The following is a 22,217-nucleotide window of genomic DNA, read 5'->3' on the forward strand; positions in this document are numbered from 1 at the left end:
ACAATGAAAATCATATCGCAGATAAACAGAAAGACGCTGGTGCGCCTCGCACTGCCAGGCCTGGTCCCCCTGATACTGTGTTTATTATTTCTGTGGACTGGCGGCTGGCTTACGCCCGAACGGCTGACGTCGGATAAGCTCGTCAACGTGTTGGAACAGTCGGGCGGAATTCATGAAGGCTATCGCCGAAATCACGCGAAGGGCATGTGCGTGCTGGGCACCTTTGTCTCGAACGGCAATGCCAGCACGCTGTCGCGAGCTTTACTGTTCAGCAAAGGTGAAACCGCCGTAACAGGCCGGTTTGCGATTGCCGGCGGTAACCCGGGGGCGCCGGATTATGCCGTTCCCGTCCGGAGCATGGCGCTGTCCTTTCAGCAGGCTAATGGTGAGCAGTGGCGTACCGGCATGAACGCCATGCCCTTTTTCCCCGTCAGCTCCGTTGAAGGTTTCTATGAGCTCCAGAAGGCCACCCTACCGGATACGGCCACCGGAAAACCGAATCCGGAGAAAATGGGGGCCTTTGTCATGAAGCATCCGGAGATAAAACCGTTTTTTGCCTGGGCCAAACAAACCGTTCCCTCTTCCAGCTGGGCCAGCGATCGCTTTAACAGTCTGAATGCGTTTCGCCTGATTGATAAGGCCGGCAATGCACACCTGGTACGGTGGAGTATGGTGCCGCATGCAGCGTTTACGCCTGTTACCGATCCCGATAAACAGAACAAGGATTTTCTGCAACAGGATCTTCAGCGTCGTCTGGCGCAGGGCCCGCTGAAATGGGATCTGGTGTTCACGCTGGCTCAGGCGACGGATAACGGTAACGACGCCTCAAAAGCCTGGCCAGCCGACCGGAAGACGATGACGGCCGGCACGTTAGTCCTGACCAGTGCTGTCCCTCAGCAGCAGGGGCCCTGCAATGACATCAATTACGACCCGTTAATTTTGCCCGACGGCATCGCGGCATCTGATGATCCGATACTTAACGCGCGCTCATCGGCTTATGCCAAATCCTACAATCTGCGCACCCATGAACAGGCGCAACAGTCAGGAGAACATCTATGAAAAAGGTCGATTATTTTCATCCGGTCCTGCGCGTCCTGCACTGGCTGATGGCCACCGCGATCTTCATCATGTTGTTTATCGGTGTGGCGATGGTATCAACCGTTTCCTCCCTGCACAGCCTGCTGGTGTCGATCCACAAGCCACTGGGGGTGATGATCCTGCTCCTGGTCGTCGTTCGCGTGTGGGTACGCTTCACCACACCGGTCCCCGCTTTACCCGCCTCACTACCGGCCTGGCAGCGCGGGATGGCCCATCTTTCGCACTGGGCGCTCTATCTGATGATGCTGGCACAGCCGCTGACGGGCTGGGCCATGCTCTCAGCTGCCGGGTATCCCGTCACACTGGGTTACGGGATCGTCCTGCCCCCCATCATGGGCATGAATAATGACTGGTATGCGATACTGCGGCCGCTTCACACCTGGGTTGCGCTGGCGCTGTTCGCGACCGTGATGCTTCATCTTGCAGCCGCGCTGCTCCATGCTTTTGTGCTGCGCGACGGCGTGTTCAGCAGTATGGCAGGCATCCGCAAAAAATAGATTTACGTCGCGGCCGTCGCCGGATCGGCAAACATCGTATCGGCGATATCCAGCATGACCCGGAGTCTGTCCATGTGCCGGAGGTCGGAGTGATACCCCACCCAGATATCTTTGGACGGTGGGGGTTCCGGCATGCTGATGGGCTGCAATCCGGGGATGGCATCGCCAAGCGGGCGTGGCAGCACGGCAATGCCCATGCCCCGCTGACACATTTGCGCCTGGACGGCGCGGCTGGTACTGGTGAACACCCGTCGTGACTGCGGAAACCTGTCGAGCAGCCAGGCGACGTCAGAAAAGTGGGACTGCGCAGTGTTCATCAGAATCAGCCCCACGGTGGCCGGGTCGCGCTGCGCGACATCGGCGATTTCCGGTACGCCGTACAGCGCATAGGGAATGCGCATCAGACGACGCTGGACAATATCCGGTTCGGTAAAAGGAACAATACGAAACGCGATATCGGCATCGCGGCGCGACAGATTGAGCAAGCGGTAGCTCGCGATGATTTCCGGGACAATCGCGGGATGACGTCGCGTCAGTTCGCTCAGAACAGGCGCCAGAACGTAGTTTGCAAACCACTCTGCGGAAGAGATCCGCAATAACCCTTCAAGGCGGTCGTGATTCCCGGCAAGACGACGCTCCATCGCCAGCGCGGAGTTTTCCACGGCCTCTGCCAGCTTCAGCACCCTGTCGCCAGCGTCGGTGAGCACCAGCCCCTCCTTTGTCCGGCGAAACAGGGCTTGCTGCGCCTCATCCTCCAGCGCCTTTATCCGGCGTCCGACCGTCGGATGGCTCACGCCGAGACTGCGGGCCGCCTCCCCGAAAGACCCCTTACGCATCACTGCCAGAAATACCCGCACGTCGCCCCATTCCATGCTGTCGCCTCGCCGTACAAAAATGAACATCCAATATACAAAAGTGTCAGTTCCCAAACAACTTTGTCGTCTTCACTATAGCGTTCTCAACCCAATCCGCCCCCGGCGGGGATTTCAGGAGGCCTGCGCCATGAAAAAATTACACGACAAAGTTGCCATCGTAACCGGTGGATCCAGCGGTATCGGAGCCGCCATTGCCCGACAGCTGGCGGCTGACGGCGCAAAAGTTATTGTCAATTACACCTCCGGCAACACCCGTGCCGGTAAGGTTGTCGCCGACATAGAGGCCGCTGGCGGGCATGCCGTGGCGTTTGCGGCGGATGTCACTCACCAGGCGGACGTCAGGGAACTGATCGCCTTTGCCATCGACCACTACGGACACCTGGACATTGTGGTGAACAACGCCGGTGTCTACGAGTTCGCCCCGATAGAAGAAAGCACCGAAGCGCGCTACCGCAGGCAGTTTGACATCAATGTCCTGGGCCCACTGCTGGTGGCTGGCGCCGCCGCGCCGCATCTGACGAAAGGCAGCAGCATCATTAACATCAGTTCGTTCGTCACCCGCGTCTTTATCCCCGAGAGCGCCATCTACAGCGGCACCAAAGGCGCGATGGACGCCATCACTGGCGTGCTCGCGCGCGAGCTCGGGCCCCGGGGCATTCGCGTTAACGCCGTCAACCCGGGCCTAATCGAAACGGAAGGGAGTCACAGTGCGGGCGCGATGAACTCGGACTTCCAGACATGGAATGAAAAGCAGACGCCACTCGGCCGCATCGGGCAGGTGCAGGATATTGCGCCGATCGTTGCCTTTCTCGCCTCCGAGGACGCGGGGTGGATCACCGGCGAGGTGATTGTGGCCGCTGGCGGCATGCGCTGACATTCTCTGCATGACCCTCTGCCCAAACTGACCGAATACGTTCCTTACCCGGGACTGAACCGTTATCTGGAGTGTTCTATGTCGACACAACATCACACGCGCGCCGAGCCCCGTCGCTGGGCGATGTTTATCATCCTGCTGGTGGGCGCGTTTTTGCCCCCGCTCGATTTTTTTATCGTTAATGTGGCGCTGCCTGCCATTCAGGGCGAGCTGAGTGCCTCGTCCTCCGCGCAACAGCTTGTCATTTCATCCTATGCTGCCGTCTACGCGGTCACGTTAATCACCGGCGGTCGACTGGGTGATATTTACGGCCGGGGGAAGATGTTCTTTCTTGGACTTATCGGTTTTGCTGCAGCATCGCTGTTGTGCGGCGTGGCCTGGTCACCGTGGGTGCTGATTGCCGGGCGCGTGTTACAGGGTGCCACCGCAGCCATTATGGCACCCCAGGCACTGGCCTCCGTACAGGCGATTTTTCCGGAAGCGGAAAAACCTCTGGCGCTGAGCCTCTATGGCGCCGTCTTTGGTCTGGCCTCCGTTATCGGGCAGATACTGGGTGGTATTCTGATTTCTGCGGATCTGTTTCATCTGGGCTGGCGTGCGATTTTTATCGTTAACCTGCCAGTGGCGCTGCTGGTCATTCTCTTCGGTCTGCCGCTGCTGAAAGAGACGCGGGCGCAGTCGGCACAGCGACTGGATCCCGGCGGCATGCTGCTGGCCACCGTCACCCTTAGCGCGCTGATTGTGCCATTAATTGAAGGCCGTGAAGCGGGATGGCCCTGGTGGACATGGGGATCATTTCTTGCGTTCCCGCTGCTGGTACTGGGGCTATGGCGTTATGAACGTCGCCTCAGCCAGAACGGTGGTTCGCCGCTGCTCGATCCGACCGTCTTACGCGCGCCGGGACTGTGTCAGGGTCTGGCGATCGTACTGCTGTTTTATTCCATCGGTGCCTTTTTTCTGTTGTTTTCTGTTTATCTTCAGGATGCGTTGCATTTAAACGCCCTGACCGCAGGCCTGATTTTTCTGCCCTTTGGCATCGGCTTCCTGGTTGGGCCGTTGCTGACCCCCTACTTCAGGCGGTTTGTCGGAAATTACCTGAGCGCAATCGGAATGGGATGTGAGACGGCGGGTCTGGCGGGCCTTGCCGGGCTGATTGCCAGCACGCTGACGGGCACTCCTCCGGCCACGCTGCCGCTCGCGGCACTCCTTTTTATCACCGGTCTGGGTCAGGGGCTGGCGATGCCAACGCTGGTGAGGATGGTGACCGGCAGCGTAGCGCCCGCTTTTTCAGGCATGATTGCCGGCGTGACCAGCTCGACGCTGCAAATCAGCACTGCGCTGAGCGTCGCCGTCATCGGCGGCATTTTTTACAGCATGCTGGGGGGCGATAAAAGCGGCGCAACGATCACGCATGCCTTTATTGTCTCTCTGCTGACAATGGCGGTATGCCTCGCGGCAGGTGCCGGACTGAGTATCCGGCTTATCCGGCGCGCCTCCGGAATAATTTCTGCTGCGGCCCGCCTTTCCATCAAGTAACGTAACGGGCGGCTGGCCGACGTGGTCTGCACGACATGGCTCATGTGCTTCCCCGGGTATGAGATGTGGCCGTTGCCTTTTTCCCGTGCTCATCCATTTGAGAAAAAAATATGAAAAAATCGATCGTTCCAGAAGCCTTTCAGCATTATTACGATGACTGGCACTTCTCTCCTGTCATCGATGCCGATGGCACCGTCTATCTTTCGGGCGTTACCGCAGCCCGGAAGGACAAACCCATCAGCAAGGATCCTGAAGAACAGTTTCACGATGCGTTTTATAAGCTGGGTGTGTACCTGAATGCCGCAGGCTTAGGCTATGACAATATTCTTGAGATGACCACGTTTCATATTGACCTTAAAACACATATTGACGTTTTTTCTCAGGTCAAAGATATGTATATCAAGGCGCCCTACCCGGCATGGTCTGCCATAGGCGTATCGGCATTCATCCCGGAAAATGCCCTTGTGGAGATGCGGGTTGTGGCCAAAAGGTAGTCTTTGCCACATGTATCAACAGGATTATAACGTCCCCTACCGATAAAGAGCGGCCCTGCAGACAGTCAGGCCCGCTGCATCTGCATGTCAGTTAGCTTCAGCATCACGGGCCTCCATTTGTACCCATAAGCATCGTGTCAAATCACTGAGTACACCCTTGGGTACATGACAATAGTGAGTTTTGATGCTTCGTTATGATAGCTCCTGATAACAAAAAGCCCGGCATAATGCGGGCTTTGGGGTTTTCTAAAAGCAGGTGATTTTTACTGAATCGTCATTTGCTTTTCTTAATGTGTTTAATCAAGCGCTTACGCTTACGCATCTGATTTGGCGTCAGGGTGTTACGCTTGTTGGCGAACGGGTTTTCCCCTTCCTTGAACTGGATGCGGATAGGCGTGCCCATCACGTCCAGCGATTTACGGAAGTAGTTCATCAGATAGCGCTTGTAGGAATCCGGCAGGTCTTTCACCTGGTTGCCGTGAATCACCACGATTGGCGGGTTATAACCACCGGCGTGGGCATATTTCAGCTTCACGCGACGGCCGCGCACCAGCGGCGGCTGATGGTCTTCCGCAGCCATATTCATGATACGGGTCAGCATGGCGGTACTCTGACGACGGGTGGAGCTGTCGTATGCTTCACGCACGGATTCGAACAGGTTGCCGACACCGCTGCCGTGCAGCGCAGAGATAAAGTGTACCCGAGCGAAGTCGATGAAGCCCAGACGGAAGTCGAGGGTCTCTTTCACCTGCTCACGCACCTCGTTGCTCAGGCCATCCCATTTGTTGACCACGATAACCAGTGAGCGCCCACTATTGAGGATAAAGCCGAGCAGAGAGAGGTCCTGATCGGAAATGCCTTCACGCGCATCAATGACCAGCAGCACCACGTTGGCATCTTCAATCGCCTGCAGGGTTTTGATAACGGAGAATTTTTCCACCACATCGGTGATTTTCCCGCGCTTACGCACCCCGGCGGTGTCGATGAGAACATACTCACGCTCATCGCGCTGCATTGGAATGTAGATGCTGTCGCGGGTGGTGCCCGGCATGTCGTAAACGACCACGCGCTCTTCACCCAGAATACGGTTAGTAAGTGTAGACTTACCTACGTTTGGACGACCCACGATGGCCAGCTTGATCGGCAAGTCCTGCGGGTTGAAGTCGTCTTCAGGCTCTTCTTCGCCCTCTTCACCTTCTTCGAACTGCGCCCAGTATTCAGCGTCTTCATCGACTTCTTCCGGCGGGTTAACTTCGTCAACCCACGGCAGCAGAACGGTTTCCAGCAGGCTGGTCACGCCGCGACCGTGCGATGCCGCAATCGGGTAGATTTCACCCAGACCTAAAGACCAGAAGTCGGCAACGGCCTGATCGGCATCGATACCGTCAGTTTTGTTCGCCACCAGGAAGGTCGGTTTTTCACGCGAACGCAGGTGTTTAGCGATAGCGGAGTCCGCAGGCATCAGGCCAGCGCGCGCATCCACCATGAACAACACCACGTCGGCTTCTTCAATCGCCAGCAGCGACTGTTCCGCCATGCGGGTTTCAACGCCATCTTCCGTGCCGTCAATACCACCGGTATCAATACAGATGAACTCGCGTCCTTCTACTTCTGCACGACCGTACTTACGGTCACGCGTCAGCCCCGGGAAATCCGCAACCAGCGCATCACGGGTGCGTGTTAAACGGTTAAAAAGAGTGGATTTTCCAACGTTAGGGCGCCCGACAAGCGCGACCACAGGTACCATGTTTGAAGCCTCATAAAATTCAAAATAACGTCGCTTTTGCGGCGTTTTTAAAAATGTCAAAACGGCTCCTGAGTGAACAGGAGCCGTTTAGTATACTACAACCGCCGGGTAATTAACGCGTGATCGCGTACAGCGTGCCGTCTTTTGCCTGAATCAGCAGTTTGCCGTCGGCCACAACCGGGTCGGTGAGGAAACCGGAGCTGTCGACTTTTTGCTGTGCAACAAAGCGGCCGTTATCCGGATCGACCCAGTGCATATACCCTTCGCTGTCACCAACCACCAGGCTGCCGTTGTACAGTGCCGGTGCGGTCAGCAGACGGTGCAGCAGATCGCTTTGCGTCCACAGCGTCACGCCGCCTTCGGTGCTCAGCGCCAGCAGACGGTCATTCTGGTCAACCATATAGATGCGGTTACCATCAACGATGAAATCATTCACAGAGCCCAGTTCACGTTTCCACATGATCTGGCCGCTGCGCAGATCCAGCGCGGTCAGGTTGCCGTTATAGGCCAGCGTGTAAACCACACCGTTAACGATAACCGGTGTTGTATCCACGTCGCTCAGACGGTCAATTTCCGTTGAGCCAGTGGCCTGGGAGATACGCTGCTGCCAGATCATCTGGCCCTGCTGCATCAGCACGGCGCTCACGCGACCGTTGTCACCGCCCACAATGGCAGCACCAAATGCGGTAGCCGGCGCGGATTCACCGCGCAGAGAGAGCGCAGGCATATCCAGGTTAACGGTCCATTTCACCAGGCCGTCCGCTTCGTTCAGCGCCTGCAGCTGGCCGTTGCTGGTATGAATCAGCACCAGGCCGTCGCTCACCACCGGACGAGACAGGGATTCACCCGCCACGGTCGTTTGCCAGGCGATAGAACCGTCGCTGCTGTTCAGCGCATAAACCTGTGCTTTTTCGCTGCCCACGTAGACGTGGCCGCCGGCAACGGTCAGGCCACCGGAGAGCAGTGCAGGTTTACGGGAGAACCAGCCGTCTTTTTCCGCCAGGTTAACAGACCATACTTCTTTTCCGTCATCGGCGTTGACCGCTTTCACGATACCTTTGCGGTCAGCCGCATAGATTACGCTATCGGCAAAGGCCGGATGAAGGTTGGAATAGAAATCACCAATCCCATCACCCACGGAGGTACTCCATGCGGTGGAGGGAGTAAACTGGTTTTCAACCGTCGGCAGTGGGGACATTTTTACAACGTCTTCTTCGCCACTGAACAGTGAACAACCACTCAATAACGTAACAGAAAGCAGTCCTGGCAGAAGTAATTTACGCAATTGCATCGGGTCCCTCTCAGACGGACAAATTATTTATTTTCATCTGCATCATTTCGCTCAGCGCAGGTGATGCTTTGCTCTCCACGCCAGCTTGCCACGCTTTACGCGCGCCCGCTTTGTCACCTTTGCTCAGCAGTGCTTCACCGCGCAAATCGGCAACGATGGCAGCAAAACCTTCGCCTTTGATGGTATCGAGCGTTTTCAGCGCATCGTCAGCTTTCTTCTGCTGAACCTGAATACGTGCCAGGCGCAGATTGATCACCGCTTTCAGGTTTTCATCGCTGGCCGCAGCAAGGCCCTGAGACAGCTGGGCGGCGGCTTTATCCAGTTCGTTTTTATCGACGTACTGTTGAGCCACTTCCAGCGCAGCCAGTGCACCGTAGGTGTTTTTGTTGTCAGCCGCAAATTTCTCTGCCGCAGTCAGCGTTTGCGGCTGATCGGCATGAATTGCGCTAATGGTATTTTCATAAGACAGAGACGCGCCGCGCGCGGAATCCGCCTGATGACTGTTCCAGTAGCGCCAGCCCAACAGCGCACCAATACCTAAAATAACCCCAACAGCCAGCGCTTTGCCGTTTTCGACAAAGAAGCGCTTAATCGCGTCGACCTGATCGTGTTCGTTCTCGTAAATTTCCACGCAGTCCTTCTCCTTAGCCCAATAGAGTGCGCAAGTGCGCCGCAACGCCGTCCTGCGTTACCGTTGTCTGCTCACCAGAGCGCAGGTCCTTGACCACCACTTCGCCGTTAGCCACTTCGGACTCACCCAGCACCAGTGCAATACTTGCGCCCCACTTATCGGCACGAGCAAACTGTTTTTTGAAGTTGCCGCCGCCATGGTTGGTCATCAGCTTCACCTCCGGCAGCGCGTCGCGCACGCGTTCGGCAAGCTGCATCGCCGCAGACTGCGTTTCCGCGCCTGAGGCCACCAGGTATATATCGACAACGGAATCTGCTTTAAATTCCGGATTAACTGCCTGAACCAGCAAAACAAGTCGCTCAAGACCCATCGCGAAGCCAACGCCAGGAGCCGCACGACCGCCAAGCTGTTCAACCAGGCCGTCATAACGGCCACCGGCACAGACGGTGCCCTGAGAACCGAGGCTGGTGGTCACCCACTCAAACACGGTACGGTTGTAGTAGTCCAGACCGCGTACCAGACGCTGGTTCACGGTATAGGCAATGCCCGCCGCTTCAAGCAGCTTGCACAGGCCCGCGAAGTGTTCGCGAGATTCGTCGTCAAGGTAATCGCCCAGCGCTGGCGCATCGTTCAACAGTGCCTGAACGTCTGCGTTTTTAGAGTCCAGAACGCGCAGCGGGTTACTGTACATGCGACGTTTGCAGTCTTCGTCCAGCTTCTCTTTATGCTGTTCCAGGAACGCCACCAGCGCATCGCGGTAGTTAGCGCGGGCTTCCAGAGAACCGATAGAGTTCAGCTCGAGGGAAACGTGATCGGCGATACCGAGCGCGCGCCACCAGCGTGCCGTCAGCATAATCAGTTCGGCGTCGATGTCCGGGCCCTGCAGGCCGAAAACTTCCACCCCCAGCTGATTGAACTGGCGATAACGACCTTTCTGAGGACGTTCGTGGCGGAACATTGGGCCGATATACCACAGGCGCTGCTCCTGATTGTACAGAAGACCATGTTCGATGCCGGCGCGAACGCAGCCCGCCGTACCTTCCGGACGCAGGGTCAGGCTGTCGCCGTTGCGGTCCTCAAAGGTGTACATCTCTTTTTCAACCACGTCGGTCACTTCACCGATCGCGCGTTTGAATAACGGGGTCTGCTCTACAATCGGCAAACGAATTTCGCTGTAACCGTAGCTGCCGAGCACCTGCTTCAGCGTGCCTTCAATGCGCTGCCAGATGGCGGTTTCGCCAGGCAGATAATCGTTCATGCCGCGGATGGCTTGAATGTTTTTTGCCACGTTTATTCTCTTTCTATATACAAAAAAAACCCAAAGAATGGGTTCAATCATACATGGGAAGCTCGCCGCTTCCCATCACGTTATTTTTCAACCTGCTGAACGCTGATACGCTGTGTCTCGTCCATCATGGCGGCTTTGGCACGGATGCGGGCTTCAAGCTGATCGATCATGTCGCTATTATCCAGACGATCTTTGCGAACGCCATCTTCATAGAGACCACTTTTCTTGTTACCGCCGGTCACGCCCAGGGTTGACACCAGTGCTTCACCCGGACCGTTTACCACACAGCCGATGATGGAGACGTCCATCGGGGTGATAATATCTTCCAGGCGCTGTTCCAGCGCGTTCACCGTACCGATCACATCAAACTCCTGACGCGAGCAGGTTGGGCAGGCAATGAAGTTGATCCCACGCGCGCGGATACGCAGTGATTTCAGGATATCGAAACCGACTTTGATCTCTTCGACCGGTTCGGCCGCCAGCGAGACGCGCAGGGTGTCACCGATCCCTTCGGAGAGCAGCAGCCCCAGACCGATCGCGGATTTTACAGAACCGCTCCGCAGGCCGCCCGCTTCAGTGATCCCGAGGTGCAGAGGCTGGTCGATCTGTTTTGCCAGCAGACGGTAAGACTCCACCGCAAGGAAAACATCGGACGCTTTTACGCTGACTTTGAACTGATCGAAGTTGAGACGATCGAGATGATCAACGTGGCGCATCGCGGATTCAAGCAGCGCCTGCGGCGTAGGTTCACCGTATTTTTCCTGCAGATCTTTTTCCAGGGAACCGGCGTTGACGCCGATGCGGATAGGAATGTTTTTATCGCGCGCGCAGTCCACGACCATGCGGATACGCTCTTCGTTTCCGATGTTGCCCGGGTTAATACGCAGGCAGTCGACGCCGTATTCGGCCACTTTCAGTGCAATGCGGTAGTCGAAGTGGATATCCGCGACCAGAGGAACGCTGACCTGCTGTTTGATCAGCTTAAACGCCTCAGCGGCGTCCATGGTCGGGACGGAGACGCGAACGATGTCCGCGCCTACTCGCTCTAATGCTTTGATTTGATTGACCGTCGCTTCCACGTCCGTGGTGCGCGTGTTGGTCATCGACTGAACGGCGATAGGTGCCCCATCGCCGACTGGCACATTCCCAACGTAAATCCGTTTCGATTTTCTACGTTGAATCGGAGCCTGGTTATGCATGAAAAATCTCCCGCGTTGCCCGTCTGTTACTGTGCTGCTGATTGTTCGGCATTAACGGTAAGACGTGCAACCTGGTTAGTTCTGATAAAGCGGCTCAGGTCGACAGGTTTTCCTTGATACTGGATCTGTACCGCTGCCGGAGCGCCGATTTTAAGTTTATAAGGAGCCTGGCCGGTTAGGTTTAACGTGCCATCTTTACGCTGCAGGCCGCTGAACAACTTTTTACCTGTCGCGTCAGTCACTTCCAGCCAGCAGTCGGCGCTGAAGTTCATCACCAGCGCGTTTGGATCGGCTGCTGTGGCCGTACCCGCCGGGCTGGTTGGCAGAGACGCTGCGGTATTGTCTGCAGGCTGAGTGGCCGCAGGCGCGTTCGCCGCAGTGTCAACATTTGCCTGAGAAGGGGAAACCACCGCGTTTTGATCCTGAGGCTGAGCCTGTGGCGCAGCGGTGTTAGCCGTTGCTGCCGGAGCCTGCGCACCATTGGTTGCTGGCGCCTCTGTCGCAGCCGTCTGTGGCTCGCTGGAGGTGGCCGCGCCGTCGGTATTCAGCGGCACGCTCTGAGCGTTATCGCTTCCGGCCTGGTTGAGTTCGGCGGAGGATTGATCGGCCATGGTGGTGATCTCTTCCTGCTGCGCCTTGTGGTTTTGCCACCACCATGCGCCGGTCAGACCGATCACCACAAACAGCACCAGCCAGGTAAAGCTCATCAGCCAGCCATCACGTTTTTTACGACGTTTCCCCAGGGAGAAGGTCTGCATCGGCGCAACTTTTGCTGCACGGACCGGGGCCTGCTTCTCCATCATTGGCAGTAATTCGTTTTCGGGGATGTGCACCAGTTTTGCGTAAGAGCGGATATAACCGCGCAGGAAAGTTGAAGCCAGATCGGCAGGTGCCTTATCTTCTTCAATATCGCGAACCGTGGAAACCTTCAGGCACAAGCGTTCCGCAACGGCTTGCTGGCTGAGTCCGAGTTGTTCACGGGCGTTGCGAAGACGAACGCCAGTGGAGAGTGCTTCATGTTGGTCGTGAGTGGCTTCAGTATTCATTCGCTACAACTACTGGTACGTGAAAAAAAGGGTTCAGGTGCCGGTGAGTCACAATGCCACCCGCACCGCGAAACTTCTGGTCAGTTAACCTTGAACAGACAGTATAAGACTGTCAGCCCGGAGATGACAGCACAGCCCTGCCCGTACGGCTAAACTGTTGTTACGTCGTTACATACTGCCCGAAAGTCGGATGAAACGCACCGTAATTATTGAGCAGTCATCACGAATCTGACTGGTTATTCAGTAAGATTATGCTTCACGGCGCAGATAATGCGCCGTGAGTGCATAATAATCAAACAGCTTTAACCGCGATCGTCTCGCCCTGCATGCGTTTACGCAGGGTACGCTTAGTACGGTCAATCACGTCACCGGCCAGCTGTCCGCATGCTGCATCAATGTCATCACCACGGGTTTTACGCACGATGGTGGTGAAACCATACTCCATCAGCACCTTGGAGAAGCGATCGATGCGGCTGTTCGAGCTGCGGCCATACGGCGCGCCCGGGAACGGGTTCCACGGAATCAGGTTGATTTTGCATGGCGTATCTTTCAGCAATTCAGCCAGCTGATGCGCATGCTCGGTACCGTCGTTGACGTGATCGAGCATCACGTACTCAATGGTTACGCGGCCCTGGTTAGCGTTGGATTTTTCCAGATAGCGACGCACGGCAGCGAGGAAGGTTTCGATATTGTACTTTTTGTTGATCGGTACAATTTCGTCACGAATTTCATCGTTTGGCGCGTGCAGGGAGATCGCCAGCGCAACGTCAATCATATCGCCGAGCTTGTCCAGCGCAGGCACAACGCCTGAGGTAGACAGCGTCACGCGGCGCTTGGACAGACCAAAACCGAAGTCATCCAGCATGATTTCCATCGCCGGAACCACGTTGGTCAGGTTCAGCAGCGGCTCACCCATCCCCATCATGACCACGTTGGTAATGGGACGAGTACCGGTCACTTTAGCCGCACCCACGATTTTCGCGGCACGCCACACCTGGCCGATAATTTCTGACACGCGCAGGTTACGGTTAAAGCCTTGCTGCGCGGTTGAGCAGAATTTGCACTCCAGCGCACAGCCCACCTGAGAAGAGACGCAGAGCGTGGCACGATCTTCTTCCGGAATGTAGACGGTTTCAACGCGCTGATCGCCGACCGCAATCGCCCATTTGATGGTGCCATCGGCCGAGCGCTGCTCTTCCACCACTTCCGGTGCGCGGATTTCAGCCACTTCTTTGAGCTTATTGCGCAGGACCTTGTTGATATCAGTCATGTCATCAAAATTGTCGCTGCAATAATGGTACATCCACTTCATGACCTGATCGGCACGAAACGGCTTTTCGCCCATCTCTTTAAAGAACTCGCGCATCTGCTGACGGTTCAGATCCAGCAGGTTGATTTTTCCATTTTTATTGGGAACCGCAGGAATGGCGACTTCGGAGGTATTCACTAATTCAGACATAATATTTACCGGCCTCGTTGTTACACGTTATGGCCCATGGAGGGTTGAATAGAAACGCCCCGGAAAGCGGTCTGCTCGTCCGGGGCGTTGCATTGTACAAAGTCTGGCGCAGGGATGCCACGTCTGGACGCGGCATTTACGAAAATAATGTGTAAACGAAACCGTTAAATTAACGGGTACGTGGACACACTTCGCCTTCTGCGAAGAAGAAAGCGATTTCGCGCGCAGCAGATTCAACGGAGTCAGAACCGTGAGTACCGTTCTCGGTGAAGCTGTCTGCGTAGTCAGCGCGCAGGGTACCTGCCAGCGCATTGTCCGGGTTGGTTGCACCCAGCAGATCGCGGTGACGCTGTACTGCGTTTTCGCCTTCCAGCACGGATACAACGATTGGACCGGAGGTCATGAACTCAACCAGGCCGTCAAAGAATGGGCGACCTTCGTGCTCGGCGTAGAAACCACGAGCCTGCTCAACGGTCAGGTGCAGCATTTTGGTGCCAACAATTTTGAACCCTGCTGATTCAAAGCGAGCGAAGATGCTGCCAATAACGTTTTTTGCCACCGCGTTTGGTTTGATGATGGAAAAAGTACGTTCAATAGCCATGATAACCTCTGTCAATGTTCTGTTGTTTTGCATACCTGAGTATGGTGTGGCGCGGATTATAATGAGCAATAGCGCCATTGCCTATGGATTCAGGTAACATTTTTTTAAAATAAGACGAGTTTTAGCAACAGCTCACAGCTGAATGCTGTTTTAAGATCACTGCAGCGTAAAATTCACCGTCGCAACCTGCCCGGCCTCATCCATAACCAGTAACTGATAATCGCCCGATTTATCAAGCTGTAATGTGTAAACTCTTTCTTTCACGTCGAGAGGCTCTCCGTTCAAAAACCACCAGCGCTCGCCGCTATTGCCGGTCGCCTGAAGCGGCAGCGAAACGCGGGATTCCCCCGGCAGACGTTTAATGACGGCCCCTTCGCGCACGCCAGTCAGGATGAGTGGCGCAGGCGCGTCCTGCGAGAGCGGAGGACAGGTTGCTGATGAAGGAGGAACCCGTACCGCACGACGCTCATTGGCAGGCAGCCACGGCTCCAGCGGCAGCGGCCAGACGTCAAGAACCTTCTCGGTTGCATCCGGGCAATCCGCTGCCACCCGTTTGCCCGTTTTATCCAGCCAGACCGGGAAACGAATGCCGCGAATACCTTCCTGCTCCGGCAACAGCAGCGTAGGAGGTTCACTCCCTTCAAGCAGCCAGGTCGACAGACGGCGTCGGCAGTTTTCACTGCCCTGCGGCAGCGACTGACCGCCAGGCCAGCAGATCGCGCCCCGCCCGACGCTTGACGGGCGCGGATCGCGCGGCAAACGGGCTTCGTCTACCGTTGAGCGTGACTGAAGCAGGTTATTGACCTGGTTCAGTAGCGGAACCGCGCTGGCAAAACCAAACTGCCCCGCCACGGGAGTGCCGTCCGGTCGCCCGGTCCAGATGCCTATCACGTAGCGGGCATTCAGACCAATGGCCCAGGCATCCCGGTAGCCGTAGCTGGTGCCGGTTTTCCAGGCCAGCGGCGCAACCTGCGGCAGCGCGTTATCCGGTAGCGGCTGCGCCTCATTCGCCAGAATACGGCGGATAATCCACGCCGAGCCTTGCGACAGTAACGGTCGTTCACTCAGCGGATCGCCTGGCTGTAGCCGCAACCTTCCCGCTTTACCGTGTCGGGCAAAGGCGCTGTAGGCCGCAGCGATATCTGCCAGCCGCGCGCCGGCCCCGCCCAGGATCAGAGACAGATTCGGCTGAGCCCCCGCAGGCAGGATCAGCGGCAGGCCTGCGTTACTCAGCATCCCGGCAAAACGTTTTGGCCCGTAGGCTTCCAGCACCTGGACGGCCGGCAGGTTGAGGGAGCGCACCAGCGCTTCACTCATGCTGACCGGTCCGTGGAACCCGCTGTCAAAATTCCCGGGGCGATAATCACCGGTTTTTCTTGGAACGTCCTGCAGCAACGAGGCGGGATGGATCAGACCGTCGTCCAGCGCCATGCCGTAGATAAACGGTTTCAGCACCGATCCCGGCGATCGGATCGCATTGACCATATCGACGTGGCTAAAACGCGTGTCATCGTTGATATCCACCGAACCAACCCAGCCCCTTACTTTCATATCGGTATGATCCACGACGATCATCGCCAGCGAGCTGCGTGCCGGCAGGCGGGATTTCCAGTTCATTGCCAGCTCTTCCAGCTGCCGCTGCAGCCCGGCATCAAGCGTGGTGACAATTTTAGTGTCGCGACTTTTACTGAGCATCATGCGTGCAAAGAGCGGAGCCAGCTGCGGCATCTGTCGGGGCGCCAGCCATACCGATTCTTCACGGGATTCTTTGACCTGCTTTGCGGACCAGACCCCCTGCGTCGCCATGCGCTCGAGCACTTTATTGCGCGCCGCTTCGGCCCGTTCAGGCCAGCGGTCCGGGCGTAAACGACTCGGTGCCTGCGGAAGCACTGCTAACAGCGCCGCGTCGGAATAGCTGAGCTGCGACGGCGGTTTGCCGAGATAGGTCCAGCTTGCCGCCCCGACGCCCTGCAGCGTACCGCCAAAGGGGGCGCGGTTGAGATAGAGGGTGAGGATCTCGCGTTTGGAAAGATGCCACTCCAGCTGCATCGCCCGCCAGAGCTGACGAATTTTGCCGCCAAAGGTGCGAGGATGCGGATCCAGCAGCCGCGCCACCTGCATAGTGAGCGTACTGCCGCCAGAGACGACTTTCCCGGAATTGAGATCCTGCCAGGCGGCGCGCAGGACTGATAGCGGGTTTACGCCGGGATGATCCCAGAACCAGCGATCTTCGTACTGGATCAGCGCCTCAAGATAGCGGGGAGAAACCTCTTCAATCGTAACCGGATAGCGCCAGATCCCGTCGTTGTCGGCAAAACGCCAGAGCGGCGTTCCCTTCTCATCCACCACCACCCGCGCGGGGTTAACCTCTTTCAGAGGCAACGGCCACAGGCGGTCAGCGGCCAGGATCAGCCCCCATAAAATGAGAAGCGCTCCCGCCAGCCACAGCCAGCGGGAGCGTATCAAACGTGCTATCAGCATATTACGGAACAACAATCAGCGGTCCACTGGCCGCACCCGTCGCCCGCCACTGCGGCACGTACATTGACTCCACCATCGGAACCGGCACCTGGTAAGTTCCCGGCGTCACGGCGCGCGCCAGATAAACCAGCGTGACCGGCTGACCTTCATTTACCGGCACGGCCGCCACAAAGCGGTCGTCGCGGAATTCCATATGCTGGATATCCGCCTGCTGCATCTGGCTGAGCAGGTTCTGCACGTCGCTGCCGCTGTCCTGCAGGCTGGCGCTGCTGCTTGCCAGGTTCTGGTTTTCCAGCTCCAGACCCGCAGGAAGGAGATCGACCACCAGCGCGTCCGGTACGTTCTGGCTGGCTTTCACTTCCAGCCACACCAGCACCAGCTCACCGCTCTTCAGCGAAGAGAGCGATTTCGTGCTGCCGTCGGTTGCCAGAATATGACGTTCGACCTGCAGCACGTTCGAGCTCGGCTGAGGCGCATTTTCTGGATAGCCGGTGCTGTCCAGGCGGACCCACAGCGGAGTCGTTCCGGTATTGGTCACCTGCAGTGCGCCAAGCTGGTCACCGTTCACGTTTTGTACCAGCGCCTTATCCCCGCCTGACGCAGTATCAGAAAGCGTAGTGTTCGCCTGCCACGTACCCGACAGGGTTTGCAACGAACGTCCGGCCAGGAACAGCGCGTTACTCTCCTGGGTTGACAGCCAGCGCTGGCTGAAGGCCTGTTCGGACAGCACATTCAGTAGCGTATTTTGCGCGTCCGGCAGCAGCTTGTACTCTTCCAGAAGAGAGAGCATCAGCGCGTTATCGCGAAGCTGGCTGCCGTAATCGGCCATCCAGGTTTTGCTGTCGTTACGCGGCGTTTTGAGTGCCAGATCCAGCGCCTGCTGGCTGCGCGGGGCATCGCCCATCAGCTTAAGCGCCATGCCCAGCTGCATCAGCGGCAGCCCGGAAGCCGCCTGCCCGTGACGATCCCAGATTTCACGCAGCGCGCCGAGCGGTGCTTTTTGCTGACGCGCCAGTACCAGCGAAGCATAGGCCTGCACGGCGAATTTGCTGGCCTGCGTATCGTCGCTGTAGCGAATGGACATCATGCCCGGATCCTGCAGGTAGCGCAGCAAACGGCCGTTCGCGTTATTGACCGCGTCGGCGGGCACGCTGTAGCCCTGCTCGCCCGCGCGCACCAGGAAGTCGGTCACGTAGGCCGTCAGCCAGTACTCTTCCGGACCGTTTTTATCCCACAGCGCAAAACCACCGTCTTCACGCTGCATTTGCAGCAGTCGCGAGATGCCAATATCAATGGCCGCACGGCGCTTGTCATCGGTGTCTCCCTTGATGCCAAGCGCGGCAAGCTGCGCCGCGTTAGTGTAGAGCGACGGGAACAGGCCGCTGGTGGTCTGCTCCAGACAGCCATACGGATACGCCTGCAGTTCGCGAATATAGCGCGCCAGGTTGAGCGGCGGTTTGCCGCTCAGCAGCAGTTGCCCCTGCAGCGTGGCAGGCGAGAAACCGTTGCTATGCTGCGTCGGTGCGGTCCAGGACTCACCTGGGTTCAGCATAGCCCCGGTATTCACCGTCTGTGCCGGGAACGCCGGACGCACGCCGATTTTCCAGCTCTTCTGCTGCGGAGCGAAGGTCTCCCCCGGCAGCTGCAGGCCGGTCACCTGCGCGGTCACTTCACCATCCCCATAGCCGTCCAGCGCGCGCACCGGAATAAACAGGGTGGTTCGTGCACCTGGCGGCAGTTGCACCGGCTGCGGCTGTGCACCTTCAAGCGACAGCTTGCCGGCTGTGGTCAGAGCAACGTTCAGCGTTTGCGGCCTGTCGGTCAGGTTGGTGAGATCCAGCGTCAGCCGCGAGGTATCACCGCTTGCCAGGAAACGCGGGGTATTCAGCTCGGTAATGACCGGCGCGGCCACCACAACCTTGCTTTCGCTGCTGCCGAAATCGTCTTCCGTCCAGGCCTGCGCCATCAGGCGCAGCTCGCCGTTGAAGTCGCCAATCGGCAGCGTAACGGTACCTTCCCCGTTGGCATCAAGCGTAACCGGCTGCGCCTGCTGGGCGATAATGGTAACGTGGTTCACCGGCGGTTTACCGCCGCGCTTCAGCTCGTCCCCATCGCCACCAAAACGCAGCGCGGCCATGCGGCCCTGACCTTCAATGACCTGGCCATAGATATCGTAGATATCCGCGCCGTAGCGCTTCTGACCAAAGAACGCCTGCCACGGATCCGGCGTAACGTAATCGGTAATATTCAGCACGCCGCTGTCCACCGCCGAGACCAGCACGTTCACCTTCTGCGGCACAGCGCCCTCTTTCACGCTGGCTTTCACCTTCACAGAGAGCGTCTGGTTTGGACGCATTTTTTGCGGGTTATCCAGCGCAATATTCAGGCGGCGATTTTCGTCGCCCATCGGCAGATGCAGCAGCCCGACCGCACGTTTCGGCGTGGCGGATTTGGATTTATCCCCAGGTCGAACCACCAGCGTGCTGAGGTAGAGATCGTGACGTTTCCAGGCTTTGTCGACCGGGATAGCGAGATCAAGCCCGTTTGCCGGGACGTCGATCTCTTTCCACCACAGCGGCCCTTCGCTGGATTCAATCATTGCATAGCCCTTGCCTGCGGCCGGCGCTGCAATGTGCAGATTGATGGTATCGCCAGGCTGATACGCTGGCTTATCCAGCTTCAGCGTCACGCGATCGGGGCGCGCAGCCCCGGTGCCGTCGCTGTTATCCTGCCAGCTGTAGCCCGCCCAGAAGCGCACGCTGCTGACCATCTCATCCGGCGCTTTAACCTCCAGACGATAAGAGCCCCACTCAACCGGGAAGGTGACTTTGCCGGTTTCATCGGCCTTAAGGGTCAGCTCCTGTTCGCCTTCAATGAGATCTTTTTGATCAAACTGCGACTGCCAGCCTTCGCTTTCGGACCAGTTCCAGTAATAGTCCCGGCGCTCGCGGATCAGACGAACCTGTAACCCTGAAACGGCTTTTTTCGCCCCGCTGGCATCGGCATACACGATATCGAAGCTGGCGTTGCCGTTCTCGTCGACAATCGGCTGGTTAACGGTGGTGTCGGTGCGGTAGTCGTAAACGGCTTTACTGGCAAACTGAGGCCGGATACCCGGCAGCTCCGCCGCCGGCCAGATGGCCTGCTCGGCACGGCGCGTCACCGGACGACCGCCCGACTCCAGCAGACTGGCCTGCAGGATCAGCTGCAGAGGAGAGTGCACCTCTTTCCACTGGCTTTCGGTAGAAACCTGCCCACGCCCCTGTTCGTCGAGCGTAAGCTGAACTTCATCCAGACTGCGGCTCAGGTTGTCCTCGGCGATATCGCCAAACTGGAAGCCCGGCAGCGCAGCCACCGCATCACGCAGCGGACGCAGGAAAAGCTGGCCCTGCAGAGAATTTCCGTTGGCCGGCGCGCCATAGAGGTAATAACCCACCACGTTAAAATCGACGTTATCCTGAGGTGAAACCGGCGTTTTTTGCCCGCTCAGGTTAAGCGCCATACGCTCAGGCATAAAATCTTCGACGTGGAAGTCCCACAGACGCTGCAGGTTATCGCCCGTGTTGGCGCGGATGTGCCACATGCCGGTCTGCGCCCCGCTGTCCAGCGGATAGTTAAAACGGTAGAGGCCGTTCTCTGGCTTGACGACAATCGTGCGCGCGACCTGTCCGTCCGGACGCAGCACGTCAAGCTTCACGGGCTGGTCGGGAAGTGGCTTACCGTCGCTGTCGCGCAGCAGACCGTTAAGGATCACCGTTTCGCCCGGGCGGTAGAGATCGCGTGGGCCAAACATAAAGAATTGCTTGCTGTAGCCAGGGCTACCTGCGATGTCGAACTCCGCCAGGTCGAGCGCAGGCAGCTTGAGGTCAAGGAGGGTGGTCTGGCCGTCTTTGCTGGCCAGGATCAGCGCGGCTTCTTTGTCGGTCTCAAGCTTTGCGTGGCCATCGCCGTCGCTGTTCGCTTCGGCAAGCGTCTGCCCTTTATCGTTTAGCAGGGTAACGGTGACGCCGGATTGCGCCGCGCCGTTCTCCAGGCTCTGGGTGAAAATGTCCAGACGGTTATGATAACGGTGAGCGGACAGGCCAATATCGCTTAAGGTAAAGAGCGTTGCGGCGTTGCTGTAGTTGTAATGCCCGGCCTGGTTCATGACCGCGATATAAACCCCAGACTGCTGGAGCGGTTTAATATCCTTCAGGGGCAGCAGCAATTTCTCACGCGTGTTGCGCGCCGGATTGAGATCGAAACGACCGGTGTAAACCAGCTCCGCCATCTTCAGCAGGTTGTCGGATTCCCAGTTGGTCAGCGAGTTGCGGTATTCCCACTGGCTGACAAAAGAGGCCAGCGATTCAGGCTTCACGCGGTAGAAATTCACGTCCACGTTATTGACGTTGAGCGCCATCACCGGCAGGCCTTCCACCACCTTGCCCGGCAGCAGCGAGCCGCGGCTGGCAAAACCAACAGTGGGTTCAACGTCCCGGGTGGTCAGGGCTTTTTCATAATCAATGCCGAACGTCGCCTTGTTCAGCGCCTGCAGGTCACGTTCAACGGTGACGACCAGGCTGCGGTTGGGCTCAAGGTGGCGCAGGCGAAGCTCTTTCAGGTTAGGCGCAAGTTCCCACGCCCCATCAACCTTGCCGCTTTTCTTGTCCACGACATGCACGGTTTTCGCGAAATCCTGATCGGGATTGAGCGGAACGGAGAATGTCAGCACCAGCGTTGAAGCGCCGTCCAGCTGCACTTCAGAGGCATCCAGCAGGGTTAACGCTTTGCCCTGACTCTGCGCCGCCAGTTTTGCCAACTTGTCAGCGTCGGGCTTTTCCGCGGCTTTCGGTGTCGATGGGGTGGAGGCGGCGGGTGCCGCAGACTGAGGCTTATCGTCGCTGTTATCACAGCCGACAAGCGTAAACGTGGTAAGCAGCGCGAGAGAAATCGCGGCTAGGCGAAACGGTTTCATCCTTTGTCCCTGGCCTATGGGGCCTGTTGGTCGTCGTCCGGATAAGTATTATCCGCAAGTTTCATTAATTCAAAAAGTCCAATTTTAGAATCCTGAAAGCGCCTCGCAGAACGCTCCCCTGCTGTCACCCGGCAATGCTACACCGA

16 protein-coding genes are annotated in these 22,217 nt (G+C 57.5%); 5 read left to right on the top strand and 11 right to left on the bottom strand.

Annotation, left to right across the window (positions count from 1 at the left end):
- Positions 1–3 precede the first annotated feature (3 nt).
- Positions 4–1,059, top strand: a complete 1,056-nt coding sequence (locus M2433_RS12765; protein WP_429053938.1) for a catalase family peroxidase — start codon at positions 4–6, stop codon at positions 1,057–1,059.
- On the top strand, positions 1,056–1,595 hold the full coding sequence (locus tag M2433_RS12770; protein WP_429053936.1) for a cytochrome b: 540 nt from the start codon (positions 1,056–1,058) through the stop codon (positions 1,593–1,595). The genes M2433_RS12765 and M2433_RS12770 overlap by 4 nt, the downstream gene beginning before the upstream one ends.
- Positions 1,596–1,597: 2 nt before the next feature.
- On the opposite strand, the gene M2433_RS12775 is transcribed toward M2433_RS12770, so the two are convergent.
- Positions 1,598–2,467 carry a LysR family transcriptional regulator gene (locus M2433_RS12775; protein WP_429053935.1) on the bottom strand — a complete coding sequence of 290 codons (870 nt, stop codon included), beginning with the start codon at positions 2,465–2,467 and terminating at the stop codon, positions 1,598–1,600.
- Between the two features lie 130 nt (positions 2,468–2,597).
- On the opposite strand from M2433_RS12775, the gene M2433_RS12780 reads away from it, so the two are divergent.
- From M2433_RS12780 to M2433_RS12790, 3 genes are all read left to right on the top strand, one after another.
- A complete protein-coding gene (locus tag M2433_RS12780; protein WP_063427858.1) occupies positions 2,598–3,344 on the top strand; it encodes an SDR family NAD(P)-dependent oxidoreductase in 747 nt (248 codons plus the stop codon).
- A gap of 78 nt (positions 3,345–3,422) precedes the next feature.
- Entirely contained in the window at positions 3,423–4,880 is a 1,458-nt protein-coding gene (locus tag M2433_RS12785; protein WP_429053933.1) for an MFS transporter, read from the top strand.
- A 110-nt stretch (positions 4,881–4,990) separates the two neighbouring features.
- Entirely contained in the window at positions 4,991–5,374 is a 384-nt protein-coding gene (locus M2433_RS12790; protein WP_063427852.1) for a Rid family hydrolase, read from the top strand.
- Between the two features lie 274 nt (positions 5,375–5,648).
- Here the strand turns inward: M2433_RS12790 and der are convergent, their stop codons facing one another.
- The 10 genes from der to M2433_RS12840 all read right to left on the bottom strand — a co-directional run bounded on the left by der (position 5,649) and on the right by M2433_RS12840 (position 22,071).
- A complete protein-coding gene (gene der, locus M2433_RS12795) occupies positions 5,649–7,121 on the bottom strand; it encodes a ribosome biogenesis GTPase Der (RefSeq protein ID WP_047346809.1) in 1,473 nt (490 codons plus the stop codon).
- A gap of 112 nt (positions 7,122–7,233) precedes the next feature.
- Positions 7,234–8,412: an outer membrane protein assembly factor BamB gene (bamB, locus tag M2433_RS12800; RefSeq protein WP_429053930.1), complete on the bottom strand. Its 1,179-nt coding sequence runs from the start codon at positions 8,410–8,412 to the stop codon at positions 7,234–7,236.
- A 10-nt stretch (positions 8,413–8,422) separates the two neighbouring features.
- The gene (locus M2433_RS12805; RefSeq protein ID WP_429053928.1) at positions 8,423–9,043 is read right to left on the bottom strand and encodes a YfgM family protein; all 621 of its coding nucleotides are present in this window, start codon (positions 9,041–9,043) and stop codon (positions 8,423–8,425) included.
- Positions 9,044–9,056: 13 nt separating this feature from the next.
- Positions 9,057–10,331: a histidine--tRNA ligase gene (hisS, locus tag M2433_RS12810; protein WP_059312113.1), complete on the bottom strand. Its 1,275-nt coding sequence runs from the start codon at positions 10,329–10,331 to the stop codon at positions 9,057–9,059.
- A gap of 80 nt (positions 10,332–10,411) precedes the next feature.
- A complete protein-coding gene (gene ispG / locus M2433_RS12815; protein WP_429053926.1) occupies positions 10,412–11,530 on the bottom strand; it encodes a flavodoxin-dependent (E)-4-hydroxy-3-methylbut-2-enyl-diphosphate synthase in 1,119 nt (372 codons plus the stop codon).
- Positions 11,531–11,556: 26 nt separating this feature from the next.
- Positions 11,557–12,576 carry a cytoskeleton protein RodZ gene (gene rodZ / locus M2433_RS12820; RefSeq protein ID WP_429053924.1) on the bottom strand — a complete coding sequence of 340 codons (1,020 nt, stop codon included), beginning with the start codon at positions 12,574–12,576 and terminating at the stop codon, positions 11,557–11,559.
- 292 nt (positions 12,577–12,868) lie between these two features.
- Positions 12,869–14,035, bottom strand: a complete 1,167-nt coding sequence (locus M2433_RS12825) for a bifunctional tRNA (adenosine(37)-C2)-methyltransferase TrmG/ribosomal RNA large subunit methyltransferase RlmN (protein WP_014171168.1) — start codon at positions 14,033–14,035, stop codon at positions 12,869–12,871.
- A 169-nt stretch (positions 14,036–14,204) separates the two neighbouring features.
- A complete protein-coding gene (gene ndk / locus M2433_RS12830; protein WP_003860625.1) occupies positions 14,205–14,636 on the bottom strand; it encodes a nucleoside-diphosphate kinase in 432 nt (143 codons plus the stop codon).
- Positions 14,637–14,792: 156 nt separating this feature from the next.
- Positions 14,793–17,117 carry a peptidoglycan glycosyltransferase PbpC gene (pbpC, locus tag M2433_RS12835; protein ID WP_429053919.1) on the bottom strand — a complete coding sequence of 775 codons (2,325 nt, stop codon included), beginning with the start codon at positions 17,115–17,117 and terminating at the stop codon, positions 14,793–14,795.
- A gap of 1 nt (position 17,118) precedes the next feature.
- Positions 17,119–22,071: an alpha-2-macroglobulin family protein gene (locus M2433_RS12840; protein WP_429053916.1), complete on the bottom strand. Its 4,953-nt coding sequence runs from the start codon at positions 22,069–22,071 to the stop codon at positions 17,119–17,121.
- Positions 22,072–22,217 lie beyond the last annotated feature (146 nt).

Source organism: Enterobacter sp. AC1, from assembly GCF_050434705.1.
Classification (GTDB): domain Bacteria; phylum Pseudomonadota; class Gammaproteobacteria; order Enterobacterales; family Enterobacteriaceae; genus Enterobacter; species Enterobacter cloacae_L.

What these genes read in the sequence shown, in the direction of transcription:
- rodZ (WP_429053924.1), bottom strand. Translation starts at nt 12,576, where the DNA reads ATGAATACTGAAGCCACTCACGACCAACATGAAGCACTCTCCACTGGC.
- pbpC (WP_429053919.1), bottom strand. Translation starts at nt 17,117, where the DNA reads ATGCTGATAGCACGTTTGATACGCTCCCGCTGGCTGTGGCTGGCGGGA.
- M2433_RS12765 (WP_429053938.1), top strand. Translation starts at nt 4, where the DNA reads ATGAAAATCATATCGCAGATAAACAGAAAGACGCTGGTGCGCCTCGCA.
- M2433_RS12840 (WP_429053916.1), bottom strand. Translation starts at nt 22,071, where the DNA reads ATGAAACCGTTTCGCCTAGCCGCGATTTCTCTCGCGCTGCTTACCACG.
- M2433_RS12790 (WP_063427852.1), top strand. Translation starts at nt 4,991, where the DNA reads ATGAAAAAATCGATCGTTCCAGAAGCCTTTCAGCATTATTACGATGAC.
- bamB (WP_429053930.1), bottom strand. Translation starts at nt 8,412, where the DNA reads ATGCAATTGCGTAAATTACTTCTGCCAGGACTGCTTTCTGTTACGTTA.
- M2433_RS12785 (WP_429053933.1), top strand. Translation starts at nt 3,423, where the DNA reads ATGTCGACACAACATCACACGCGCGCCGAGCCCCGTCGCTGGGCGATG.
- ispG (WP_429053926.1), bottom strand. Translation starts at nt 11,530, where the DNA reads ATGCATAACCAGGCTCCGATTCAACGTAGAAAATCGAAACGGATTTAC.
- M2433_RS12770 (WP_429053936.1), top strand. Translation starts at nt 1,056, where the DNA reads ATGAAAAAGGTCGATTATTTTCATCCGGTCCTGCGCGTCCTGCACTGG.
- der (WP_047346809.1), bottom strand. Translation starts at nt 7,121, where the DNA reads ATGGTACCTGTGGTCGCGCTTGTCGGGCGCCCTAACGTTGGAAAATCC.
- ndk (WP_003860625.1), bottom strand. Translation starts at nt 14,636, where the DNA reads ATGGCTATTGAACGTACTTTTTCCATCATCAAACCAAACGCGGTGGCA.
- M2433_RS12825 (WP_014171168.1), bottom strand. Translation starts at nt 14,035, where the DNA reads ATGTCTGAATTAGTGAATACCTCCGAAGTCGCCATTCCTGCGGTTCCC.
- M2433_RS12780 (WP_063427858.1), top strand. Translation starts at nt 2,598, where the DNA reads ATGAAAAAATTACACGACAAAGTTGCCATCGTAACCGGTGGATCCAGC.
- M2433_RS12775 (WP_429053935.1), bottom strand. Translation starts at nt 2,467, where the DNA reads ATGGAATGGGGCGACGTGCGGGTATTTCTGGCAGTGATGCGTAAGGGG.